The organism is Dyadobacter frigoris (genome assembly GCF_005280585.1).
In the GTDB taxonomy this organism is placed as follows: domain Bacteria; phylum Bacteroidota; class Bacteroidia; order Cytophagales; family Spirosomataceae; genus Dyadobacter; species Dyadobacter frigoris.
Window position 1 is genome coordinate 759,949 of record NZ_SZVO01000002.1, and the last position, 22,893, is coordinate 782,841.

Genomic DNA, 22,893 nt, shown 5'->3' on the forward strand with positions numbered 1-22,893 from the left:
ATTCACTTCACATCGTCACTTCCTTACATCCACAAACATATACAGTGGATCACTCTTTCCTATCTAACAAATCCTTTTGTAAAAAGGGGTATAAAAAGTTACAAATCACATCTTTAAGTCAAACCATCATTTTTGTGTTTGCCGCTAAAAAGTAATCGTTATCAGTGCCTGATTTTTGAAAGTTTGTAATTTCCAACTAAAACAATCCTCTATATGAAAACTTTGCTATTTGTGCTATTGCTATCAGTTCCGGCCTCTGATCTTATTTCTCAAACAATGCCTTCCGGCTCAGAAAAAGAAAGCAAAAGGATTTCTGTTTCCCCCAAAGGAGTTTATCAGTTTGAAGAATTTAAAGACGGCAAAGTTTTTTTCAAAAATGGAAAACATACGAGGGTAAAACTCAATTATAACTATCTGCACGGTGAAGTCCAGTATATCGCTACCAACCGCGATACGCTGCTGATCACGAACAAAGAATTCATCGATCACATTTCCATTGGAGAAAATATCTTTTACAGTCAGCTCAAAAACGGAGAAATGGAAGTTGTTGGAAATTTCAATAATGTGTTTTTGGCAAAAAAGAGATACCTGGCAGTAAAAGGAAATTCAGCGAATATGTCGGAAAGAAAATTAACGGCTACCAGTGAAAGTGCAATTCCTTCTTCTCTATTGATTAATAACCAAAACGGGGAATTTCAGTGGCAGAATAATGCGTCACATCCGGAATATAAATACAAAACCACCTATTACCTGATTGATCAGAACCGCAATTTTCATGTTGCCAAAAGATCCGGTTTCTCAAAGATCTATGCAAAACAGCAAGATGTATTAACAGAATTTCTTCGAAAAAATGATATCGATTTTAAAAACGAAGACCAATTAAAACTGCTCCTGCAATTTTGCAGCGAAATATAAGTGGTTAATTCAATATTGATAAAAACGAAAAACGGATGCCATTTCTGACATCCGTTTTTCATTGAAATATTTTCAGATACTAGATTTCTCTGATCCAGATATTACGGAAGCTAGTCGTGTTGTTGTGATCCTGTAATTTGATCGGGCCAGGTCCGTGAGGCGTGATCATCGGCTGCCCAATGTAAGGTGTTGTTCCCTGTATCGCTGTATGATTTTGAACCAAAACACCGTTCAAAAGAACTGTGATGTATGGAGGAATTACCATCTGACCATCTTTGTTGAAATGCGGTGCAGTATAAACTACATCGTAAGTCTGCCATTCACCAGGCCCTACAACCGGGTTAACCAACGGCATTGTTTGTTTGTAAATAGAACCAGCCTGTCCGTTTACATAGGTTGGGTTATTGTAGCTGTCAAGTACCTGAAGCTCATAAATTCCCTGCATAAAAATCCCGCTGTTTCCACGTCCCTGGCTGTTTCCTTCAACTTTTGCAGGAGCACGCCATTCGATATGAAGCTGATAATCTGAGAAACTTTGCTTAGTAACGATATCGCCTTTTTTAGGAGCACAAGTTAATGCGCCATCGGCAACGGTCCATGGTGCAGCACCGCCGCCTTCATTGCCAGAAACCCATTGATCAAGATTTTTACCATCAAATAAAACGATCGCATCTGAAGGCGCTGAAAAACCGTAACCGGTAGCAGCAGCTTTTCCAGGCGTAACAAGACGAGGAACCGGAGTCCATAATTCGCTAGATTCAGGAGTTTGTTTCGAGGGCTGTAATTGTGCATACGATGCGGCAGTTGTCAATATACCAGCCACGATCATTGTAATTTTTTTCATAGATTATCAATCGATTTTTATTTGGGATTATAAGATTCAAAAAGAACTGATTTACTCATGATTTTTAACCTGGGCGCCAATTCCTTCCATTGACAGGCTCATGAAAACGTGAATTTCGGTCAGAGATTTCAAATTTACGTGTCTTAAATTGCATAATTAGCACAAATTTTAAAAATATAAATTGCTGTTGTGTTTGCTAAATCGATTTATATCTACTTTTAACATAAAGTTAAATACTGACCTTCAAGTTTATGCCCTTATTTTTTATAAATGATAACAGTAAAATGACCCTGACAAAACTTTTTTCAACTGCCTTTTTATTTACCTCGCTAACTTCTTTCGGGCAAAAAGGAACAGAAAATTTCGTCCCTTATGCACATCCGCTGGTTGGAACGGCCAAAATGGGACATACGTATCCGGGCGCGACCGTTCCTTTCGGAATGGTTCAGTTAAGCCCTGATACCGATACTTTGCCTTACGGTGTCAATGGGAAATACAATGCGGATGTTTACAGATTCTGCGCGGGTTATCAATACGACAGCAAAACAATCGTAGGTTTCAGCCACACGCATTTCAGCGGAACGGGACATTCGGATCTGGGAGATTTCCTGATTATGCCAACCACCGGAAAACTGCAATTAAATCCTGGCACGGAAGAAAAACCTGAAAGCGGCTACCGTTCAGCTTTTTCTCACAAAAACGAAATTGCAGAACCTGCTTACTATAAGGTAAAACTCGACGATCATAATATTACTGCAGAATTAACCGCCAGCAATCGCGTTGGTATGCATCAGTATACTTTTCCAAAATCAGATGAGGCGCATGTGATCCTGGATTTGGTTGCGGGACTATATCAATATGACAATAAAAATGTCTGGACTTTCGTCCGCGTTGAAAATGATACGCTGATCACCGGATTTCGCCAGACAAACGGCTGGGCCAGAACGCGGATCGTTTATTTCGCGATGACTTTCAGTAAACCTTTCAAGAATTACGGAACCAGAATTGACGATAAAAATGTCTACAAAGGTTTTTGGGGCAAATTCGATCAGGCGCATAATTTCCCGGAAGTTGCCGGAAAAAACCTGAAAATGTATTTCGATTTCCAGACTGCTGAAAATGAGAAAATCAAGATCAAATTCGCCATTTCTCCGGTAAGTACAGAAGGCGCATTAGCGAATATGAACGCTGAAATTCCGCATTGGGATTTTGATCGTGTAAAACAGGAAGGGCAGGTACTTTGGAACAAAGAATTTAATAAAGTTGCGATCAAAGCGATCAATGAAGATGACAAGGTGAATTTTTACACCGCGATGTATCATTCATTTTCAGGACCAACAACTTACATGGACGTTGATGGCTCCTACAAAGGAATTGACCAAAGTGTGCACAAAACAGATGGTTTCACAAACTACACAAGTTTCTCACTTTGGGATACTTACAGAACACTACATCCGCTTTTCAATGTTTTGCAGCCTGCCAGAAACACGGATATGATCAAATCTATGCTGGCACATTATAATCAAAGTGTGCATAAAATGCTGCCGGTATGGTCGCATTATGGAAATGAAAACTGGTGTATGATCGGTTACCATTCGGTTCCTGTTATTGCGGATGCGGTGATTAAAGGCAATGCAAATTTTGATGTCAATAAAGCCTTGGACGCTTGTGTGACAACAGCGAGAAATAAATATTATGACGGACTGAATTACTATATGGAAAAAGGTTTTGTGCCGGACGACAAAAATTCATCGTCCGTTTCCAAAACCTTGGAATATGCATATGACGACTGGTGTATCGCACAAATGGCTAAAAAACTGAACCGCACTGACATTTATGAAGAGTTCATTAAACGTGCTGGTAACTACAAAAATGTATATGACGCATCCATCGGTTTCATGCGCCCGAAATTAGATGATGGTTCATGGAGAAAAAACTTTGATCCGCTGGATACGCACGGACAAGGTTTTATTGAGGGAAATTCCTGGAATTACAGTTTGTACGTTCCACAGGCACCGGCCGATATGATCGAGCTGATGGGTGGAAAAAAACGTTTTACGGCACACCTGGATTCACTTTTCAGTATGAATTTGCCGGATAAATATTTTGAAAATACAGAAGATATTTCCCGCGATGGTATTATTGGAAATTATGTTCACGGAAACGAGCCATCTCACCACGTAGCTTATTTATACAACTGGCTGGACCAACCGTGGAAAACGGAAGAAAAAACCCGGATGATTTTGAAAGCGATGTACAAATCGTCGGTGGATGGTTTGGGGGGAAATGATGACTTCGGACAAATGAGCGCCTGGTTTATTTTCAGTTCACTAGGTTTTTATCCTGTTGCGCCTGGTTCTGATCAATATATTTTCACCAGTCCGACGGTACAAAATGCGAAGCTTAATCTTGAAAATGGCAATACTTTTGAAATTGATGTAAAAGACCAGAGCGACAAAAATGTTTATGTTCAGAAAATTGAACTGAATGGTAAAGTTCTGACACGTAATTACATCACTCATGCGGAAATCATGGATGGCGGCAAGATTAATTTCTTTATGGGCGCCAAGCCGAATAAGAAAAGAGTAACAGCAGAATCAGTTAAGAAATGATTGTGTATATTGCTTTCTGAATTTTTTACATAAAAATATAGGAGTAAAAATTCATTGAGAACCACGTTTTTAGTGAATTTCTATTTTATTAAAATTAACGTCCGCCCCTATTTAAAATGAGTAAAAAACTTTCCATTCGGGATATCGGAAAAGAATTGGGAATATCAATTACGACGGTTTCTTTCATTCTGAACGGTAAGGCCAGGGAAAAAAGAATAAGTGAAGCGCTAACAGAAAAGGTGTTGAAGTTTGTCGAAGAGGTAAATTTCAAACCTAATATGATGGCTCAGGGATTGCGGACCGGCAAATCTAAAATCATTTGTCTGATGGTGGAAGATATTTCCAACAACCTTCTTTTTGCCCAGGTTGCAAGATTGATCGAGGAAGAAGCGCATAGCAAAGGTTACCGGATTATTTATTGCAGCACGGATAACAAAACAGAAAAAGCCATCGAACTCATCCGGCTTTTCCGCGACAGATCCATCGACGGCTACATTATTACGCCGCCCGAAGGCATTGAAAATGAAATACAATCCCTTATTAATGAAGAGATCCCTGTCGTTTTGATTGACAGAAACTTGCCAAAATTAAAATGCAATTATGTTGGGATCGAAAACCTGAACAGCACTTCTCAGGCAATTAATCATTTGATCTCCAATGGTTTTAAAAATATCGCTTTTGTAACAATTAATTCCGATCAGACTCAAATGGCTGACCGTTTGGCTGGTTATGAAAAGGCCATTGCAGATTCAGGAATCAAATCATTTGTCAAAAAACTAAATTTCTACTACACCCCCGAAAATAATGTCAGCGAGATCGCTTCTTTTTTAAGTACCAATAAAGAAATAGACGCTGTCTTCTTTTCTACCAACTATATCGGTGTCTGGGGTTTGCAGGCGATTAAAAGTCTGAAGCTAAATATTCCGGCCGATATTGCCGTAGTTTCCTTTGACGATCAGGATCTCTTTAAATTTTACAGCCCTTCCATTACAGTTGTAGCACAGCCCGTACCTGAGCTTTCCACACATATTATCCGGCTTATGCTGAATGCTTTACAAGAAAAAGATACCGATATTCACGAAATCATTCTTCCTGCCCAATTGATTATCCGGGAATCCTCAACAAAAACGGTTTACTGAAAATCCTTGCTGCTAAAATGTAATTTTCATAACTGCTATTGAAAAATTATTAATATCTAAGTAAGTTTGCTAAACCGATTTAGTGTTGAAAGCTAAAATCACCTTGCAAATTCCTCTGAAAAAGATGCCCAAAATCATCAAGACATAATTATTCCTTACGTTTAACTTTTTCCGGCAGATCCAACAGCGGTTCATTTAAACAAACCGCAAGTTGGATCTGTTAATATTCAGACTAATCGTATTTGATTTTAAGAAGGTTCTGATTGAAAATAATTCAACCTGAAATTTTCCTTATGTATTATGGAATAGTGTGTTAAAATGATTGATAAATGTTTTTTCACCTGAAAAGAAATGTGATTTTCCCGATTCTTATATCGTAATTTGTACCTCTTTTTATCTATAAACCTATTAAGCTTACTTTTTGTATGTTTAAACCTAACAGTTTCTTTTTACAATTTATCGCCTGGGGTCTGGGAGTGATAGCCGTGCAATCTGCTTTTGCACAGGAGGCTATTCCTCTGAACGACCTTAGCGCATTTACGAACAAAGCCGGCAATTGGAAAATTGTAGGTGACGCCTCTGTTGATATTTCCAAAGTCAATGTTTTGAATACCAAACCCGGTAAAGGAGTTTTAGCCTCTATTCACGAAAAAGGAAAATACGGCCAGGAATACGAATTGATATCAAACTTCAAACATGGAGATCTGGATATTGAAATGGATTTTATGTTGACAAAAGAATCCAACTCCGGTATCTATCTTCAGGGAAATTATGAAGTTCAGCTTTTTGATAGCTGGGGCAAAAAAACAGCCAAATACAACGACAATGGCGGAATTTATGAACGCTGGAACGATTCAAAACCGGAAGGCGAAAAAGGTTACGAAGGTTATGCACCTCGTTTTAATGTAGCCAAAGCACCTGGTTTGTGGCAAAATATTAAAATTTCTTATCAGGCTCCTCGTTTCGATGCGAGCGGAAAGAAAATTTCAAACGCTGTGTTCTTGAAAATAATTCTGAACGGCGTTCTTATCCATGAAAATGTTGCCGTGAGCGGCCCTACACGCGGTTCTCTCACAGCAGAAGATGTAGCGATGGGCCCTATCCGTATTCAGGGTGACCACGGTTCATTGGCTATCAAAAATATTGTGATCAATAATTTTGACAAAAAGCCGGGAACGTTATCAGACCTTACCTACAAAACTTACTACGGAAATCTGTCTGAAAAAGAGGATTTATCAAAACAAAAAGTAGCTGAATCAGGAAAGACAGACGCGCTTACCTGGGAGATTTTGAAAGAAGCGAACAACTACTCTTTCGTTTATAACGGAAAATATAATGCACCAACGGCAGGTGAATATAATTTCAGATTACAGGCTGCCGGTAATTCATATGTTAAAATTGACGGCAAAGATGTTCTTCCATTAGAAGGAAGAGATAACAACAGCTTCCGCCAGGCAAAAACAACATTAGCAGCAGGCGATCATACCATTGAACTTTTCAACAACAAAACAGAAGGCTGGATGAAACCGGTTCTTGGACTTTGGGTTTCCGGCCCTGGTTTCAGAGAAACTTCTTTGAACACTTTGAGTTCCGGTGCGACAGGCGGCGGTGTTGATCCAATTCTTGTGACAGCTCCTACTAACACAGTAATGCGCAGTTTCATGGATTTCAAAAAAACTCCGACAGCAAAAAATATCCGTATCGTACACGCAGTTTCAGTAGGAAGTCCTTCAAACCTGCATTATACCTATGACCTTGAAAAAGGTGCTGTTTTACAGGTTTGGCGTGGAGAGTTCCTTGACGCAACGCCAATGTGGCACGACCGTGGAGATGGATCTTCCCGTCCACGTGGCAGCGTTACGCTTTTAGGAAATGATATGTTACTAGGAAAAATCAACGGACAATCTGCCTGGGTGGCTGATACGACCGGAAGCGGCTACCGTCCAAAAGGATATTCATTGGATGATTCAGACGCTCCTACTTTCAATTATCTGGCTTTCGGTTCAACGGTTTCGGATCATCTTTCGGTTGTTAACGATCAATATTTTGAACGTGAAGTAAAAGTTACAAATCCGGCAAAAGATCTTGTAGCGAAACTGGCAGAAGGTACTTCAATCGAAAAAGTTTCGGAAGGCCTTTATGCGGTTAACAACAAAGCGTACTTTATCCAGATTACCGACAAAACGGTGAAACCTGAGATCAGAACTGTCAATGGAAACCAGGAACTGATTGTTCCGGTGAAAAATGGTGATCTGAAATATGCCATCTTATTCTAAATCAAAGTAATCAAAGCTATAAGCTGATAATAACAATGAAAAAAATTGCTCAAATAGCATTAATCATTTTGGCGGCTCTACCGATGGTAAAAGCTCAGGAATCGCCGAAAGAGGAGGATTTTTACAAAATCATCACGCCGCCGATTCCTGAGGGAATTGTATTGGAAGTGGGTGGTTTGACTAGTTTGCCAAACGGATCTTTGGGAATTTCAACACGCCGCGGAGATGTGTGGATCGTGGATAACCCGACGAGCCGCACACCTTATTTCAGGAAATTCGCAACAGGACTTCACGAAATTCTTGGCCTTGCTTACAAAGACGGTGTTTTGTATTGCGCACAACGTGGCGAATTGACAAAACTGATCGACAAAAACGGTGATGGAAAAGCGGATATTTACGAAACAGTTTACGCCTGGCCATTATCAGGACATTACCACGAATATTCTTTTGGCCCGAAAGTTGCTCCAGACGGAAGCTTTTTCGTGAGTGGAAACGTAGCCTTTGGTGACGAAGAGTGGTGGAGAGGCGAAAGCCGTGTTCCAGGCCGTGGATGGATTTTCCGTATCACGCCGGATGGAAAGTTTGAGCCTTACGCAACGGGTGTTCGCTCCCCTGCCGGTATCAGTATGTTGGCTGGCGAACTTTGGTATACCGACAACCAGGGTGACTGGATGGGAACCGGTGGCGTTTTTCCTGTGAAAAAAGGTGGATTTATGGGTCATCCCGCTGGTTTAAAATGGGCTGAATTACCAAATTCTCCTGTTAAACTTACTGAAAAACAATTCTTTGCAGAACGCGATAACCGCAAAGAAAGAGATGCAAACGACCGCGCGATCAAACCTGAAAATACGCGTAACGAAACACCGCAGTTTTTGTATCAGTTGAAAGAAAAATATCCAATGGTTCAGCTTCCGGCTGTTTGGTTGCCATACGGTGTTCACGGAGTTTCGACTTCTGAATTGATCATGGACGAAACAAAAGGTGGCTTTGGTCCATTTACAGGCCAGGTTTTCGTGGGTGATCAGGGACAAAGTAACATCATGCGTCTGGTTCTTGAAAAAGTAAAAGGTGAATATCAGGGTGCATCGATCGGTTTCCGCAGCGGATTCCAATCAGGTGTTTTGCGTATGGCTTTTGACAAAGACGGCTCTATGTTCGTGGGTGAAACAAACCGTGGATGGGGTTCAGCAGGTGATGCTAACCAGGGATTGCAACGTCTGGTTTGGAATGGTAAAATGCCATTTGAAATGTATACGGTTAAAGCACAGCCAGACGGTTTTGAAATTGAATTCACGTTGCCGGTTGACCGTAAATCTGCGGAAGATCTTGATTCTTACAAAGTGAGCAGCTATTTGTACAAACATTATCCTGTATACGGGAGCCCTCCGATCAACACAGAAGAAGTAACTGTAAAAGGAGTGAAAGTATCGGAAGATGGCAAAAAAGTGAGAATTGTTCTGGAAGGAATGCGTCAGTATTATGTTCACAAAATTCAGCTTGAAGGTGTACGTGCTGCCGGAAATTACTGGTCACTTGTTCACCCGGATGCTTATTATACATTGAACAATATTCCTGACGGCGAGAAATTGAAAGCCGCTGATTTGAAAACGACAAGATCAGGAAATGTAAAAGAAACGGAAGCTGCACCAGTAAAAGAACATATTTCTCCGGACGGAAAAGGAAAAGCCGCGCCAGCGAAAACTGCATCGGCTGCAAAAGCACCAACGTGGGAAGAAGTTAAACCTTTATTAACTAAAAATACTTGTCTGGCTTGCCATGCAACCGACAAAAAAGTAGTAGGTCCTGCTTATGTTGATGTAGCGAAACGTAAGTATACCAATCAGCAGATCGTTGATTTAATCTACGCTCCAAAACCAGAAAACTGGCCGGATTTTGCTACACCGATGGCTCCAATGCCACAGGTTCCAAAAGGAGATGCAATGAAAATTGCCGCCTGGATCAATTCTTTGGCTAAATAATTATTTTAGAAAATATTTTTGGCAGGCCGCTTCTCATTGAGGTGGCCTGCTTTTTTTGTTATAAAAAACGAAAACCTGATTCTCTAAAATTGACCAGAAATGCATTCTTTGGAAAACTAAACGTTTTTTTTGCAAAATTGCGTTACTAACAGGTACGATGATAAATTTATAATGTCTTCAAAAAGAAACAGATCATTTACAAAGTCTGTAAAAGGCAAGGTGCTGCTGGGGTTTTTCGTGGCCGCTATTGCATTGGGATCTTCATGGGTTGTTAGTAAAATCGCTTTCGAAAATATGCTGGAAAAGCTGGAAATTCTTTCCACCCCCAGTGAAAAATTACGAATCGTAAATAAGGTTTTCAAGGACATTCTTTTACTGGATCAATTGCAAAACGCAAGACCACTTCCTGAAAAAGAAGATTCTGTCAAACAGCAATTTCTGAGTCAGTCTGCACAACTCATCAGTACGCTGGATACACTGAGTTTCTTTTGCAGGGATACGCCGTTGCAGGTAACGCGGATTGACTCGATGAAAAGTATTCTCATTGCCCGCGACAGTATTTATAGCGACTATGTCAGGGTTCGGTCCAAGCTTGTTAACAATAAAGCACTTTCAGAAGAGGTACACAGCATCTCCGGCCTGATTACCACCAAAAAAAGAAAGAAACCGGACAGCACTGTAATTACTACCGAAAGAAGAACGACTACAACAACAGTTTACACAGAACCTGTCGTTTCCACAGCCCCCGAAGAAGAGAAAAAAGGATTTTTTAACAGGGTTTTTGGTAATAAAAAAGTCAAAACTGCTCCACCGGTCGCTATGCCAAAAGTGGTCAGAAAAGAAGAAGTTACTTCACATATTGATACGCTGACCGTGGCGCGGGAAGACAGCACCTATGAACAAGTTGGTGTTGCGGTGCAGGCTATTGAAAAATCGCAACGCGCACGGACTAATAGTTTTGTGAACCGCGAACATGAATTGACGACCGCTGGAAATGAACTCGTCGGACAATTACGAAATGTAATGCAGGAAGTAGAGGGCGAGATTGTTCGACAGGCCAGTACAGATGGCCTGCAAACCCAAAATATGGTAGGAGAAAGCATCAACCAGATCGAATACATTATGATCGGCTTTTTCTTCCTTACTGCTTTGCTGGCTTATTTTATTTTTACAGATATAACCAGAAGCAGCAAATACCGCTACGCCCTGGAAGAAGCAAAAGAAGAAGCTGAATATCACAGCATGGCAAAACAGCGGTTTTTGTCTAACATGAGCCATGAAATAAGAACTCCGCTGCAATCCATTATTGGTTATGCGGAAGCATTAAAAAAAGAAGAAAAACCAAAAAAGGAAGATCTCGAAACACTTCACTCGGCATCCGAACATTTGTTGTATCTGGTCAATGAAGTGCTGGATTACAGCCGGATTATTTCAGATCAGTTCACCTTTGAAGAGCGAACTTTTGCCATAACGCCATTGCTAAATGAAGTTGTAAAAATGTTGAGCCCAACGGCCACTTCCAAATCGCTGATTTTATCTTTGGAAAATACACTGGGTGGCGATGTATATTTAAAAGGAGATCCCTTCAGGCTTCGCCAGATCTTATATAATTTGTTGACAAACGCTATCAAATTTACCGAAAAAGGCCAAGTGACTTTACGGGTAACACACACTGAAATAAAAACTAATATTGCTGTAAAATTTGAAGTGGAAGATACCGGAATCGGATTGTCAAAAGAACAGGCGAACCGTGTTTTCAATCAGTTTGAACAGGCAGATCCTTCCATCGCACGCCGTTTTGGAGGAACCGGTTTGGGATTGAGTATTGTAAAAGCATTGGTTGATGCCATGGGTGGAACCATTGAAGTAAACAGTACCCCAAATAAAGGAACGACATTTACCGTTAATACGGATTTTCCAAAAGGAGAAACACCGACAGGAATTACCGATCAATCACTGGAAAAAAAGTACAATATAACAGGTAAAGTGTGGCTTGTTGATGACGATGCATTCATTTTAAAATGGTGCGCCTCGGTTTTGGAAACACATCATGTCGCGCACGAATGTTTCTCTTCTGCCGAGGAAGTGCTCGAAAGAAAATGGGATGAAGATGTTACCGTTGTGCTAACGGATATGCGTATGCCCGGCCTCAACGGAGCCGAACTGTGCCAGCGTTTGAGAAAAGTAGCTTCCAAATCAGTAAAAATTTATGTTTTGACTGCACAGGCCTTGCCCGAAGAACAGAGTAAACTTCTTGAAATGGGATTTGACGGAATTTTGATGAAGCCGTTCCATTCCAATGAAATTCTGGATTTGTTACAGGCAAATTCAGATAATCAGCCTATACAAATTCCTATCAGCCCACCTGTTGTAAACTCCGAAAAATTGTCAAGTGCACCCGATTTAAGTGTGTTGGAAGAAATGACTTTTGGCGACGAAACATTGCTAAAAGAAATTCTGGAACAGTTCGTAAAAGATACCCGAAATGATCTAACGGAATTGAAAGATTCAATTTCCAGTGACAACATTGAAAACATTACCGAAATAGCACATCGTTTATCGGGCCGGATCGGACAGATCGGAGCATCGGAAATCTCTGTCCAATTCAGGAAAATCGAAATTTCACTTAGAGAAAACCCTGAAAACTTTTCAGCCTCCGAACTGAATGAAACAGTTACAGAGGCTGATTTATTAATTGAACAAATTGATGAGAAAATCCTTTCTTACTCGATCTGATACTTTTCAATTTTATAATAAAGCGTTTTTCGGTCAATGTTAAGAAGTTTGGCTGCCTTACTTTTATTGTAACGAACATCCTGCAAAACTTTTTCAATCATTTCCTTTTCGTGCGTTTCCTGCAACAATTTCAGGTCTGAGCCTCCTGGTAATTTTACCGGAGCAGGCACTGCTTCCATCGACGTAATCATTTCCTGTGGTAATGCTTTCAGATCCGCAATCTCATCTTTCGACAAAAGTACAAGTCTTTTTATCACATTATTGAGCTCGCGAAGGTTACCCGGCCAATCATATTTCTGGAAAATATCCAACACTTCTTTAGATATCTCACGGATATTTTTCCCTAACTCTTCATTGGCTTTATCAACAAAATGCTGAATAAAAACGGCAAGATCCTCACCTCTTTCACGAAGTGCGGGTACCTGAATTTTAAACTCGTTCAAACGATGATAGAGGTCTTCCCTGAAATCGCCGGTCTGAGAAATAACCATCAGATCTTCATTCGTAGCAGCAATTAACCGCACATCCACTTTCACAGGATTTGTACTTCCAATGGGTACTACGATTCTTTCCTGCAAAGCGCGAAGCAATTTTATTTGTACATCATAACCAAGATTCCCGATTTCATCCAAAAATAATGTGCCTCCGTCAGCTGCTTCAAACTGGCCGATTTTATCTTGCAATGCTCCTGTAAAAGCGCCTTTTTTATGTCCAAAAAGTTCGCTGGCAGCCAGATCTTTTGATAGAGAACCACAATCTATGGCTACAAACGGACCATCGCTACGCTTACTCAAACGGTGAATAGATTTCGCAACATGCTCCTTTCCAGTACCACTTTCGCCCTGAATAATCACCGACATATCCGTAGGTGCCACCAGCCTGACATACTCATAAAGCTGTTTTGAAATCTTACTGTTTCCTTCAATAAAATCGAGCGACTGCTTTTCCGGTTTTTTGGTGGTCTTTACAGAAACCGTTTCTTTCCTGTTAAGTGCCTCTTTCAAAACCATTAACAATTCTTCCGGATTGACAGGTTTGGTAATGTAATCAAAAGCGCCGCTCTGCATCGCCGTTACCGCTGTCCTTATATCGTTAAAACTGGTCATGATAAGAGCTGGCGTTCGGTTTCCTTCCTCTCTAAGCAATTTCAAAAGATCCAGGGAGTTTCCGTCAGGTAGTCGATAATCCAGCATCAGTACTGCATATTCATCAGGAGCACTTGAACGTATTGCTTCCTTCGCTCCCGTTATTGTTGAGCAAACCTGCACTTCATGGCCATGCTTGCCAAGAAAATTACTTAGCAGTTTAGAGAATGTAGTATCGTCTTCAACAAGGAGCAAGTGAGCCATAAGGCAAAATGGATTAAATATTAAAAATTTCTTTATCTAACGATTTGAGGAAATGCAAAATTGCAAAAATAAACGCCAAAAAGCCGGAGAATGTCCTGCTTTTTGGCGTTTTCTTTCTTAAAACGTCTATTCAACCTTCCTGCCGTCTTTATCCAGATTAATTTTTGACATTTCACTTCCCTTTTTTACAATAATCTCGAAAAACTGAGTCTTATCCGGTTTGGTAATGAGAAATGCTTCAGTAATATCCCAACCGGCATAGGCACCGGCCGAGAGTGAGGATTTAACCGGCTCGGGTAAATCTTCAGGCTTTACCGACATTTTATCTTGTACTAAAACTTCTACGCCGGTATTAGCAAAGGCATTAGAAAACGATGAAGAAATTAGAAATCCCATTGATAAAGCCATGGTCGCCATTATTAGTTTTTTCATGATCTCTTTAATTTCGTTTGACAAATTAATTTTTAAGCGATCTTTTTTAATAATAAATCAATACCGGTGCACAGCATGTTTACAAAATACATGAAAATATCGAAATATATTTATAAATGATTGTATATAAATTAGTTACAAAAAAATTTAACACTATTAATATAACAGATCATAACAACAAGTAGTAATCAAGCGAGAAATTATAAAATAAAATTGATATTTTACAAAGTCTCCATATCATAACAATCCTTTATTAACGGCAATGACGATTTTGCGAACAAAAAAAAATTATATTTTTTGTTCCGGGCATTTATATTATCACAAATATTTTTATATATTTACAGCGAATTATTTTACAACGTCTTTGTAGAACAAATATTACTTTTTTCGCAAATAAATATTTGACTTCCTTTTAACAGAGTCACTATAGAATTTTGAACCATTAAATTTTAAAAAATATTACACAAACTTTTACTCAACGTTATATTAAAAATCTTTACGTTTTCGGCACTGGCATCAAAGACAAAAGTTCGGTATAATCTATGCTGTGCTTTTGTTTTTGATGTTTTTTTTGCAAAACACGATTTCTTTGGATCAAACTTTAATTTTTCCGCCAGTAAGGAAATGAAATTTTTGACTGCATTCCACTTCCCGGACCGACTTACCAGCTATCCAGAAATTCTTCAATATTTAAGTTTTTTTTTCATATCCCTGCATCTTACTTTACCGCTAAATATTTTTTCAGTAAAAAAATCTAAATTTGTGTTAGTTTATTGTAGAAATTTTACTATGTTTATGATAGAATAAAGTACTTAGCGGAATGACACTAGTTTGATATTCCTAATCAGTGATTTAATTGAAAAGTGATACAATGAAAATATTACCCTATATTAAAAAGTAATGGCTTAAAAATATCAATCCGATTATGAGCCGTTGTAGTAACCTTACCCACATAAAATGCCGGTATAAGCTTACAACTTGCTGGCTTACGATTTGGTCTGAAATCAATCAGGGCCGGAACTCCACAATGATTAAAAGGTACTAAATTTAAAAAACGAAGGATAGGAAAAAATAACATATATCTTCAAAAAGGTTCAACTGTCAGTTAGTGACAGTTGAACCTTTTTGAAGATATACATGATCTTTGGAATAGTTGCTATAAGTTGATTTGAGAGACATTTAATGTCTGTTCCAATTCTATTAATACCGGATAACATATTTCTCACCATATATAGTACACAATATGAAATGCACATCACTACTATCCCCTCGTCTTAACAGTCGCGGAAAATATGATAAATATCCGAGCATAGCTCTCTTGGCATACTCATATTTTCATTGTTGCTCACCCCCCATAAGTTTGCTCTAAACTTCGCTGTCGGCAGCTTTTATGTAACAGGTTCAAACACATGTTTAACCTGAAAGTCAGAATTGTGCCCAATTTAATACAATGCGCTTTTACTAAATATTTCTCACTATAATAATACCGTTATGAACACTTCTATCTTCCACATGCGAAGAAAGATAATACACTGGGCCACCAGTGTATCACTTCGTCACCATTCACCCGAAATTAAATCGGTTTCTTTATATCCGGCAGCGGGTAAGCTCAGGCTCACGTCATTTGATCATTTCTTTCAGATAATCCATCAAAGTCAACTGGTCCAAGTCCCTTAAACCTCCTAATATAGAAACCATGAAATCTTTTTTAAATTCAACCGCTTTCGCGAGAAGCAGGGCTTATGCCTGCTTTTTTGCCGTTTTACTAGGGTTTACCTCTGTAATGCTGTCAATAGATGCCATTGCACAAGCAAGCAGCGCAACTTGTAATACTTTCATGCCGATTACAAGCTCCGCATTTAACAGTTTGACTGTGACATCCAGTCAGACAGGTATAATTGTACAATCAGACCAATTTTCGAATAAAGGCAACATTACTGATGCCGATCTCACCAATTCGTCGCATTTTGGTTTTATAATTGGGGGATCCGCCTGGATACAGGTAAAAGACAATAACGCGACTACAACCAACGTGTACCCAATCGGCTCATTTGCAGGATTTGCAGTGAACGAGGGAGCATTGTCATCCATATTAGGGACAGCTACAATAACCACTTATCTTGGTAATACTGAGCAGGATAGTAAATCAGGTACCGATCTTCTTTCCGGCGGGATAACTACCGGAATTTCAAAATTAGGATTTTACACAACTAAAACTTTTGACCGGATACGGTTTTCCTATGATGGTCTAATACTTGGTTCAGTAGACGTTTACTATCCAATAGTTGAAAAGTTGTGTGCAGCTACATCTACTGCACTGGTATGCAACACACCTACATCTTTGGCCGCGCCAGCTTTTCCAGCAATTATTAATGCTGCGAATACCGGAGTATCAGGAATATCTATTGGATCTGTAAATAATGCAATCAATGCAGTAGACAACGATCCAGCTTCTTATGCTGAGTTAGCATTTTTACTAAGTGTTGGTGGAAATGCAAGCCTTTCGGTGGCAGATCCCAAAACAAATTACCCTGCCGGAACTTATGCTGGTTTTGATATTCAAAATACTGCTTTGCTTCAGGCAAATGTATTGGGCGGGTTGACCATTTCAACATATAAGGACGGGAATACTACTGCTGAAGAAAGTTTCTCGGGGAATGGTTTAATATCACTTTCTACTTCTCTTCTTGGATCAAATACACGTCAAAAGATTGGTTTTATAACAACAAAAGAATTTGACGAAGTAAAAATTACGCTGACACTTACTGGTGCAAGTCTTGGAACAACAAGAATTTACGGCGCCGTATTTGAAACATTCTGCGCAGGCCCGACACTGGTTTGTAATACACCAACACATTTGACAAGCGGATTCGGGAATTATCCCGTTGTCATTAACGGACCTAATACCGGGATATCAGGAATTTCAGTTGGATCTGTAAATAATTCAGAAAATGCAATTGATACCGATCCGGCCACTTATGCCGAAATTGCCTTAACGGTTGGTGTAGGCGGTTCAGGAAGTATTTCTATTAAGGATGCCGTAACCACTTACCCAGCCGGTACATTCGCCGGATTTGATATCAACAGCCCCGCCTTAGCTGGTCTTTCTGTACTTGGCGGGTTGCGTATTTCTACTTATCTTAACGGTGTCCCAACCGGCGATTTCTTTGAAAATGGAAGTACTGCCGGAGCTTCTGTTCCTTTGTTAAGCGGAACAGGCAGACAGGTTGTTGGATTCCTCACTTCACTGCCTTTCAATGAAGTTCAATTGACAGTTAGCCAAACAGTTGGTGTAAACCTTGGAACTACTCAGGTTTTCGGGGCAGTCTTCACAAGATTCTGCGTTGCAGATCAGCTTGTTTGTAATACATTGACGAGCGTAACGAATCCCGGTTTTCCTGTTTTTGTTGATGGAAAAAATACAGGTATTACTTCTATTGCCTGCGTTGCATGTACGGTTAATAATCCTGAAAATGTTATTGACAGTGATCCTACCAATGCTGCGACGATTATTATGGCTGTCGGTGCCGCTAGTTCGGGAAGTTTTGCCGTAGCTAATGCTTTGGAAACTTACGCTGCTACATCTTTTGCAGGTTTTGATGTTGAAACAACAACGTTATTGTCAGCAGGAGCATTAAGCAATGCCACGATTTCACTTTACAACAATGGTGCACTGGTTCAAACTGGAACCGGAGATGCCCTGATCGTTGGCGCTGCCTCCTCTTTGCTAACCGGTACAAGCCGCCAGATCGTAGGACTTGTTGCAACGGTGCCTTATGATGAAGTCAAAATCTCTTTCAATCAGCTGGCAGGTGCGAATCTTGGTAATATAAAAATCTACGGTGCCATTTTTGATAAGTTGTGCCAGGGAACAATTGCTTGTAATAACAGCTTCCTTCTTACACAGCCCGATTTTCCGGTAGTAATTAATTCTGCCAGAACAGGTGTTGCAGGTGCAGTTTGTGCTTTATGTAATGTACAAGATGCTTGGAATGTTATCTCTGCGTCAAAAACTGATTTTGCACAAGTTTCAGTGGTTGCAAATGTTGGTGCCAGTGCTTCAATTTCTGTTGTCGACCCGATTTCTACTTATCCGGCAGGAACCACAGCCGGCTTTACGATCAGAAACGTAAACAACCTTGTTGAGCTGGATCTTCTTAACTCCATTACGGTTCAAACCTATAACGATGGCGTGTTGCAGGAAACAAAGGCGGGCAGCGCTCTGCTTAACCTTAACCTGCTCAATATTGTAACGGTTGGAACAGGTGCTGTAATCAACCCGAGCTTTGTTACCACAAAACCATTTGATGAAATCAGAATAAGTTTTGCAGCATTGGCAAGTGTCATCAATGTTGTAAATGTTTACGGAGCATTTGTTGATACAAGAGGTACTATAAGCGGTGGCGCACTAAGTTGTAATGTTGTCAGAAACCCTGACTTCAACGTAACTCAGATCAATGTACCGGTTCCTGGTAACGTAAGCACAAATGATAAAGTACCAACAGGAACAACTTACGGACCAACAGCAACTGCTGATGCCGGTAATCCTGCAGGAGCAATCTTTACCTTGAATCCTGACGGAACATATACGTTTACTCCTATTGCGGTTGGTGTTTACACATATCAGGTTCCGGTTTGTGTTCCTGATCTTGGCTGTACGTCTGTTCCTTTGGTTATTACCGTAACTGATCCTACCAAAACGACAAACAAACCAGTTGCTAACACGGATATCGCTGCTGTAACCGGTGACCCTACGACTCCGGCTTCAGTTACAATTAATGTGAAAGCAAATGACGGTCCGGGAAATACAGGCGGAACACTTGGTGATCCGACACCTACTACGCCAGCGCATGGAACGGTTTCAGTGGTTGGAGGAAATGTTGTTTACACACCAACTGCCGGTTATTATGGAGAGGATATGTTTACATACACGGTATGCGAAACGCCTGGCCTCAATCTTTGTGCAACTGCCACAGTGTATGTTACAGTAAAACAGCCAGGTGCAACAAATACAACTTCTGCTGCCGACGATTACGTGAGTACTGCTGCGGGAATTACTGCAACTGGAAACGTTTCAACAAATGATACAGATCCGGAAGGAAATACGCATACCGTAACGCCGCAAAGTATTACCAATGCAAAAGGCGTCTTTACTTTGCTGGCTGACGGAAGCTTCACCTTCGTCCCTGCATCTGGCGCCACCGGCCCGGTTGACTTTATTTACACCACTTGTGATAACGGAACACCTTCGGCTTGTGCTACTGCTACGCTGCATGTTTTAGTGAAAACACCAGTGCTTGATACAAATCCCGATTTTGCAGTAACCAATCCAGGTATCCCTGCCGTAGGAAATGTTAGTACAAATGATAATGTACCAACAGGCACTACTTATGGAACACCGGTTGCGGATGCAGGAAATCCAAATACTAATATTCCAACTGTAAACAGCGATGGTACTTATACTTTCACATCGCCATTACCCGGAACATACAAATTCGAAGTGCCGGTTTGCCCGCAAGGACAGACAACAGGCTGTGGAACGGAAACCCTTACCATAACTGTACTTGATCCAAACGTAAATACCAATCCACCGGTTGTTAATCCTGATGTTGCATCTGTAAAAGGTAGTGATACAACACCTACACCCGTTACCATTAATATTAAGGCTAACGACGGTCCTGGTAATTTGGGAGGAACACTTGGAACGCCAACGATTCCAACACAACCTGCACATGGTACTGCATCCATTGATGGAAGTGGAAATATGGTTTACACTCCAGCGGCTGGTTTCTATGGTGAGGATATCGTGACTTACAATCTTTGCGAATCTCCTTCCGGCATATGCAGAAGCACAAATGTGGTGATCACGGTACTTACGCCTAATGCACCTAATTCTCTGATTGCTTCGGATGATTATGCGAGTACGCCTTTAAACACAACTTTGACAGTATCTGCCGCGAACGGAGTTTTAGCAAATGATAAAGATCCTGATGGAAATACTTTGACAGCTACTGCTCAAAATACGACCATTGCGAATGTTGGAACATTAGTACTGGCACAAGACGGAAGCTATACTTTTACTCCAGTAAATGGTTACACAGGTCCTGCCACCTTTATATACGAAGTTTGTGATGGTGTATCGGGCTGTAAAACTGCAACACTTCATATTTTGGTAAGAGCGGTGCCTGATTTGGTAACAATATTAACGGCATCTCCATTATCAACAACTGGTGAAACTAGTGTAAGTGTAGTGGCGGATATCTATAATGTACCGCAGGTTAGCGCTATTACTAATGGAAGTGTGATAACGGTTTATGTTGCCAAAAACCAACTTATCAACTTAACATTCAGTGCAACAGCAATATCTGTTGGAGGAAAAGCGGTTCAAAATAGCGTTTGGACATTCGATGGCAGTTCTAATTCATCTTTCTACATACTAAAAACGTCGGCTGTTATTGGAGATTCAGACCTAAGATCTTTTGGACTACAAGGTACAATTACTCCTGGCTCTTCTTCCGGCGTGCTTAATATTACTTCCTTCATTGACTCAGGAAGTGGTGGTGAAATCAATGACTTAAATAATAGTGATTCTGAGTCAATTGTTTTTTTTAAAAATCTATAATTTAAATCATTTCTGACTATGAGAACGAAGTTAACAGCACTTATCATTTTGATTTGTACGGCACTGAGCGCCTCACTTTTTGCTCAGCAAAATCCGGCCGTAACAAATCCTACGGTTACTCCCAGCCCAGCGGTTGTTGGCAGCACTGCAACCTTTTCATTTAATATCGGGACAGCCGGTTTATCAATTCCTGGCACAGGTCCTACGCAACGGATGGGATTTACATTAGGACTAAGTAGCGGAGTGGTACCTACAAACGTTGATGGCGTATCATCAGTGTCTGGAGAAATCCTTACTTATTTCGATATAACGTATGACGCAGGCACCAAGACTTACACTGGTCTCCAAAAGTTAAATGTAGCTATTCCTACTTCAACACTTGCTTTGATCAGTGTTGCTGTGACAGCAGTTGCTACACCTATTTCAGCCAACGTTAACATTCAGCCAAACGCTATTGCTCAGTCGCAGAGTCAGCCCACTTCTGACGACAATGCCTCAATCCAAACCGCCCTCCCAGTCACCCTAACCTCCTTCACCGCCACAAAAGAGGGCTCAATCGCTCAATTGAAATGGACAACGACGGCGGAGACTAACAGTGACCGTTTTGAAATCGAAAGAAGCCAAAATGGCAAAAACTGGGATTTGATCGGAACACAGAAATCCAATGGCGAAAGTACTACGCTAAAAAATTACACTTTTTCAGATGCCAAACCGCTGAACGGAGAAAACCTGTACCGTCTGAAAATGATTGATAGGGATGCGACTTTTGCTTACAGCAGAATCCAGTCTTTGACCTTTGCATCAGATCTTGCAACCTCTTTCTATCCTAATCCGGTTGCTGAAAAACTGATCATTAAAACAGATGATTTCAGCCTGGTGAAAAACGTCAAAATCTTTGATGCAAATGGTAGAACTGTATATCAATCGTCCGCTACGCCTAGCAGCGAAATCAACGTTCAAAACCTCTCGGCAGGTCTCTACATTGTTCAAATGGTAAGCAAAAGCGGAGCTGTGATTTCCCACAAAGTTATCAAACAATAAACTACGGAAGAACAATTTAATGAATGCAAAAAGCCTCTGGATTTATTCCAGAGGCTTTTTTGTGTGCAGTAGTAACTGCTGATCACAAAATAGAAACATGATAAATAGTAAATTAATTATACCTTTTTCACTATGGATTGATCTAAAGACAAATTACAGGCGTAGGTTTTTCAAATAATCTTTTCGACGGGCGAAAGGAAATCGTAACCTTTAATTGCTATGATCAAAAATAAAATTTCACCAAATGATTCTGAAAAGGACGGCCAGAAATCAGTTCTGAACAGACGACTATTCTTGCGTTCAGCAGGTGTTGCAACGGCAGTTGGCACACTTGCAATCGGAGCTTGTAAAAATGACGATGATGACACGATCACTCCCGTTGACGGAACTACTGTTGATTTAGGTTCAGGTGATGTAGGAATTCTTAACTACGCTTACGCTCTTGAACAATTGGAAGCCGCATTTTACGAACAAGTTGTAAAAACTCCATATACAGGAATCACTGCTGCGGAGACTACCATTTTAACAGATATCCGCGATCACGAAGTTATTCACAGAGAATTTTTCAAAGCCGCTCTTACAGCTGCCGCCCCTACACAGATTATCCCTGGACTTGAAGTAGATTTTTCAAAAATAGATTTCACAAGCCGCGCCGCAGTTCTTGGAGCAGCAAAACTTTTTGAAGATACCGGAGTTGCGGCCTATAACGGAGCTGGTAAATTTATTAAATCAGCAGATTATCTTCTTTTGGCTGGAAAAATTGTTTCGGTTGAAGCCCGTCATGCAGCTGCGATCAGCGATTTGCTAACACCAAAAACAGCCGATTTCGCAAGTGATACGCAGATCGATTCAAATGGTTTAGACAAAGCGACTGCCTCGGCAACTATTCTTGCTGCTGTTCAGCCCTACGTAAAAACCAAGATCAGCGGAGCTAACTTACCTAAATAA

General features: G+C 40.4%; 12 protein-coding genes. 9 read left to right on the forward strand and 3 right to left on the reverse strand.

Features of this window, described 5'->3' with window-relative positions; all coding sequences use genetic code 11:
- Positions 1–213 precede the first annotated feature (213 nt).
- Entirely contained in the window at positions 214–915 is a 702-nt protein-coding gene (locus FDK13_RS06875; protein WP_137339231.1) for a hypothetical protein, read from the forward strand.
- 79 nt (positions 916–994) lie between these two features.
- Here the strand turns inward: FDK13_RS06875 and FDK13_RS06880 are convergent, their stop codons facing one another.
- Positions 995–1,759: a 3-keto-disaccharide hydrolase gene (locus tag FDK13_RS06880; RefSeq protein WP_137339232.1), complete on the reverse strand. Its 765-nt coding sequence runs from the start codon at positions 1,757–1,759 to the stop codon at positions 995–997.
- 284 nt (positions 1,760–2,043) lie between these two features.
- Here FDK13_RS06880 and FDK13_RS06885 point away from each other — a divergent pair, with 284 nt between their 5' ends.
- The 5 genes from FDK13_RS06885 to FDK13_RS06905 all read left to right on the forward strand — a co-directional run bounded on the left by FDK13_RS06885 (position 2,044) and on the right by FDK13_RS06905 (position 12,501).
- Positions 2,044–4,371, forward strand: a complete 2,328-nt coding sequence (locus FDK13_RS06885) for a GH92 family glycosyl hydrolase (RefSeq protein ID WP_137339233.1) — start codon at positions 2,044–2,046, stop codon at positions 4,369–4,371.
- Between the two features lie 116 nt (positions 4,372–4,487).
- Positions 4,488–5,510 (forward strand): LacI family DNA-binding transcriptional regulator, encoded by a 1,023-nt coding sequence (locus tag FDK13_RS06890; protein WP_137339234.1) that lies wholly within the window; start codon positions 4,488–4,490, stop codon positions 5,508–5,510.
- Positions 5,511–5,935: 425 nt separating this feature from the next.
- The gene (locus FDK13_RS06895) at positions 5,936–7,786 is read left to right on the forward strand and encodes a 3-keto-alpha-glucoside-1,2-lyase-like domain-containing protein (protein ID WP_229215928.1); all 1,851 of its coding nucleotides are present in this window, start codon (positions 5,936–5,938) and stop codon (positions 7,784–7,786) included.
- Positions 7,787–7,821: 35 nt separating this feature from the next.
- Positions 7,822–9,765 (forward strand): hypothetical protein, encoded by a 1,944-nt coding sequence (locus FDK13_RS06900; protein ID WP_137339235.1) that lies wholly within the window; start codon positions 7,822–7,824, stop codon positions 9,763–9,765.
- A 171-nt stretch (positions 9,766–9,936) separates the two neighbouring features.
- Positions 9,937–12,501 carry an ATP-binding protein gene (locus tag FDK13_RS06905; RefSeq protein WP_137339236.1) on the forward strand — a complete coding sequence of 855 codons (2,565 nt, stop codon included), beginning with the start codon at positions 9,937–9,939 and terminating at the stop codon, positions 12,499–12,501.
- Here FDK13_RS06905 and FDK13_RS06910 read toward each other — a convergent pair.
- Complete coding sequence (locus FDK13_RS06910; protein WP_137339237.1) at positions 12,489–13,850, reverse strand: sigma-54-dependent transcriptional regulator; 1,362 nt, start codon at positions 13,848–13,850, stop codon at positions 12,489–12,491. The two genes, FDK13_RS06905 and FDK13_RS06910, sit on opposite strands and share 13 nt — an antisense overlap.
- 126 nt (positions 13,851–13,976) lie before the next feature.
- Positions 13,977–14,282 carry a hypothetical protein gene (locus FDK13_RS06915; RefSeq protein ID WP_137339238.1) on the reverse strand — a complete coding sequence of 102 codons (306 nt, stop codon included), beginning with the start codon at positions 14,280–14,282 and terminating at the stop codon, positions 13,977–13,979.
- A 1,696-nt stretch (positions 14,283–15,978) separates the two neighbouring features.
- On the opposite strand from FDK13_RS06915, the gene FDK13_RS06920 reads away from it, so the two are divergent.
- The 3 genes from FDK13_RS06920 to FDK13_RS06930 all read left to right on the forward strand — a co-directional run bounded on the left by FDK13_RS06920 (position 15,979) and on the right by FDK13_RS06930 (position 22,893).
- Positions 15,979–20,904 (forward strand): cadherin-like domain-containing protein, encoded by a 4,926-nt coding sequence (locus tag FDK13_RS06920; RefSeq protein WP_137339239.1) that lies wholly within the window; start codon positions 15,979–15,981, stop codon positions 20,902–20,904.
- An 18-nt stretch (positions 20,905–20,922) separates the two neighbouring features.
- A complete protein-coding gene (locus FDK13_RS06925) occupies positions 20,923–21,945 on the forward strand; it encodes a T9SS type A sorting domain-containing protein (RefSeq protein ID WP_137339240.1) in 1,023 nt (340 codons plus the stop codon).
- Positions 21,946–22,164: 219 nt separating this feature from the next.
- Positions 22,165–22,893 (forward strand): ferritin-like domain-containing protein, encoded by a 729-nt coding sequence (locus tag FDK13_RS06930; RefSeq protein WP_137339241.1) that lies wholly within the window; start codon positions 22,165–22,167, stop codon positions 22,891–22,893.

Coding starts and splice junctions, on each gene's coding strand:
- FDK13_RS06910 (WP_137339237.1), bottom strand. CDS start 13,850: ATGGCTCACTTGCTCCTTGTTGAAGACGATACTACATTCTCTAAACTG.
- FDK13_RS06915 (WP_137339238.1), bottom strand. CDS start 14,282: ATGAAAAAACTAATAATGGCGACCATGGCTTTATCAATGGGATTTCTA.
- FDK13_RS06895 (WP_229215928.1), top strand. CDS start 5,936: ATGTTTAAACCTAACAGTTTCTTTTTACAATTTATCGCCTGGGGTCTG.
- FDK13_RS06880 (WP_137339232.1), bottom strand. CDS start 1,759: ATGAAAAAAATTACAATGATCGTGGCTGGTATATTGACAACTGCCGCA.
- FDK13_RS06905 (WP_137339236.1), top strand. CDS start 9,937: ATGTCTTCAAAAAGAAACAGATCATTTACAAAGTCTGTAAAAGGCAAG.
- FDK13_RS06875 (WP_137339231.1), top strand. CDS start 214: ATGAAAACTTTGCTATTTGTGCTATTGCTATCAGTTCCGGCCTCTGAT.
- FDK13_RS06925 (WP_137339240.1), top strand. CDS start 20,923: ATGAGAACGAAGTTAACAGCACTTATCATTTTGATTTGTACGGCACTG.
- FDK13_RS06930 (WP_137339241.1), top strand. CDS start 22,165: ATGATCAAAAATAAAATTTCACCAAATGATTCTGAAAAGGACGGCCAG.
- FDK13_RS06920 (WP_137339239.1), top strand. CDS start 15,979: ATGAAATCTTTTTTAAATTCAACCGCTTTCGCGAGAAGCAGGGCTTAT.
- FDK13_RS06890 (WP_137339234.1), top strand. CDS start 4,488: ATGAGTAAAAAACTTTCCATTCGGGATATCGGAAAAGAATTGGGAATA.
- FDK13_RS06900 (WP_137339235.1), top strand. CDS start 7,822: ATGAAAAAAATTGCTCAAATAGCATTAATCATTTTGGCGGCTCTACCG.
- FDK13_RS06885 (WP_137339233.1), top strand. CDS start 2,044: ATGACCCTGACAAAACTTTTTTCAACTGCCTTTTTATTTACCTCGCTA.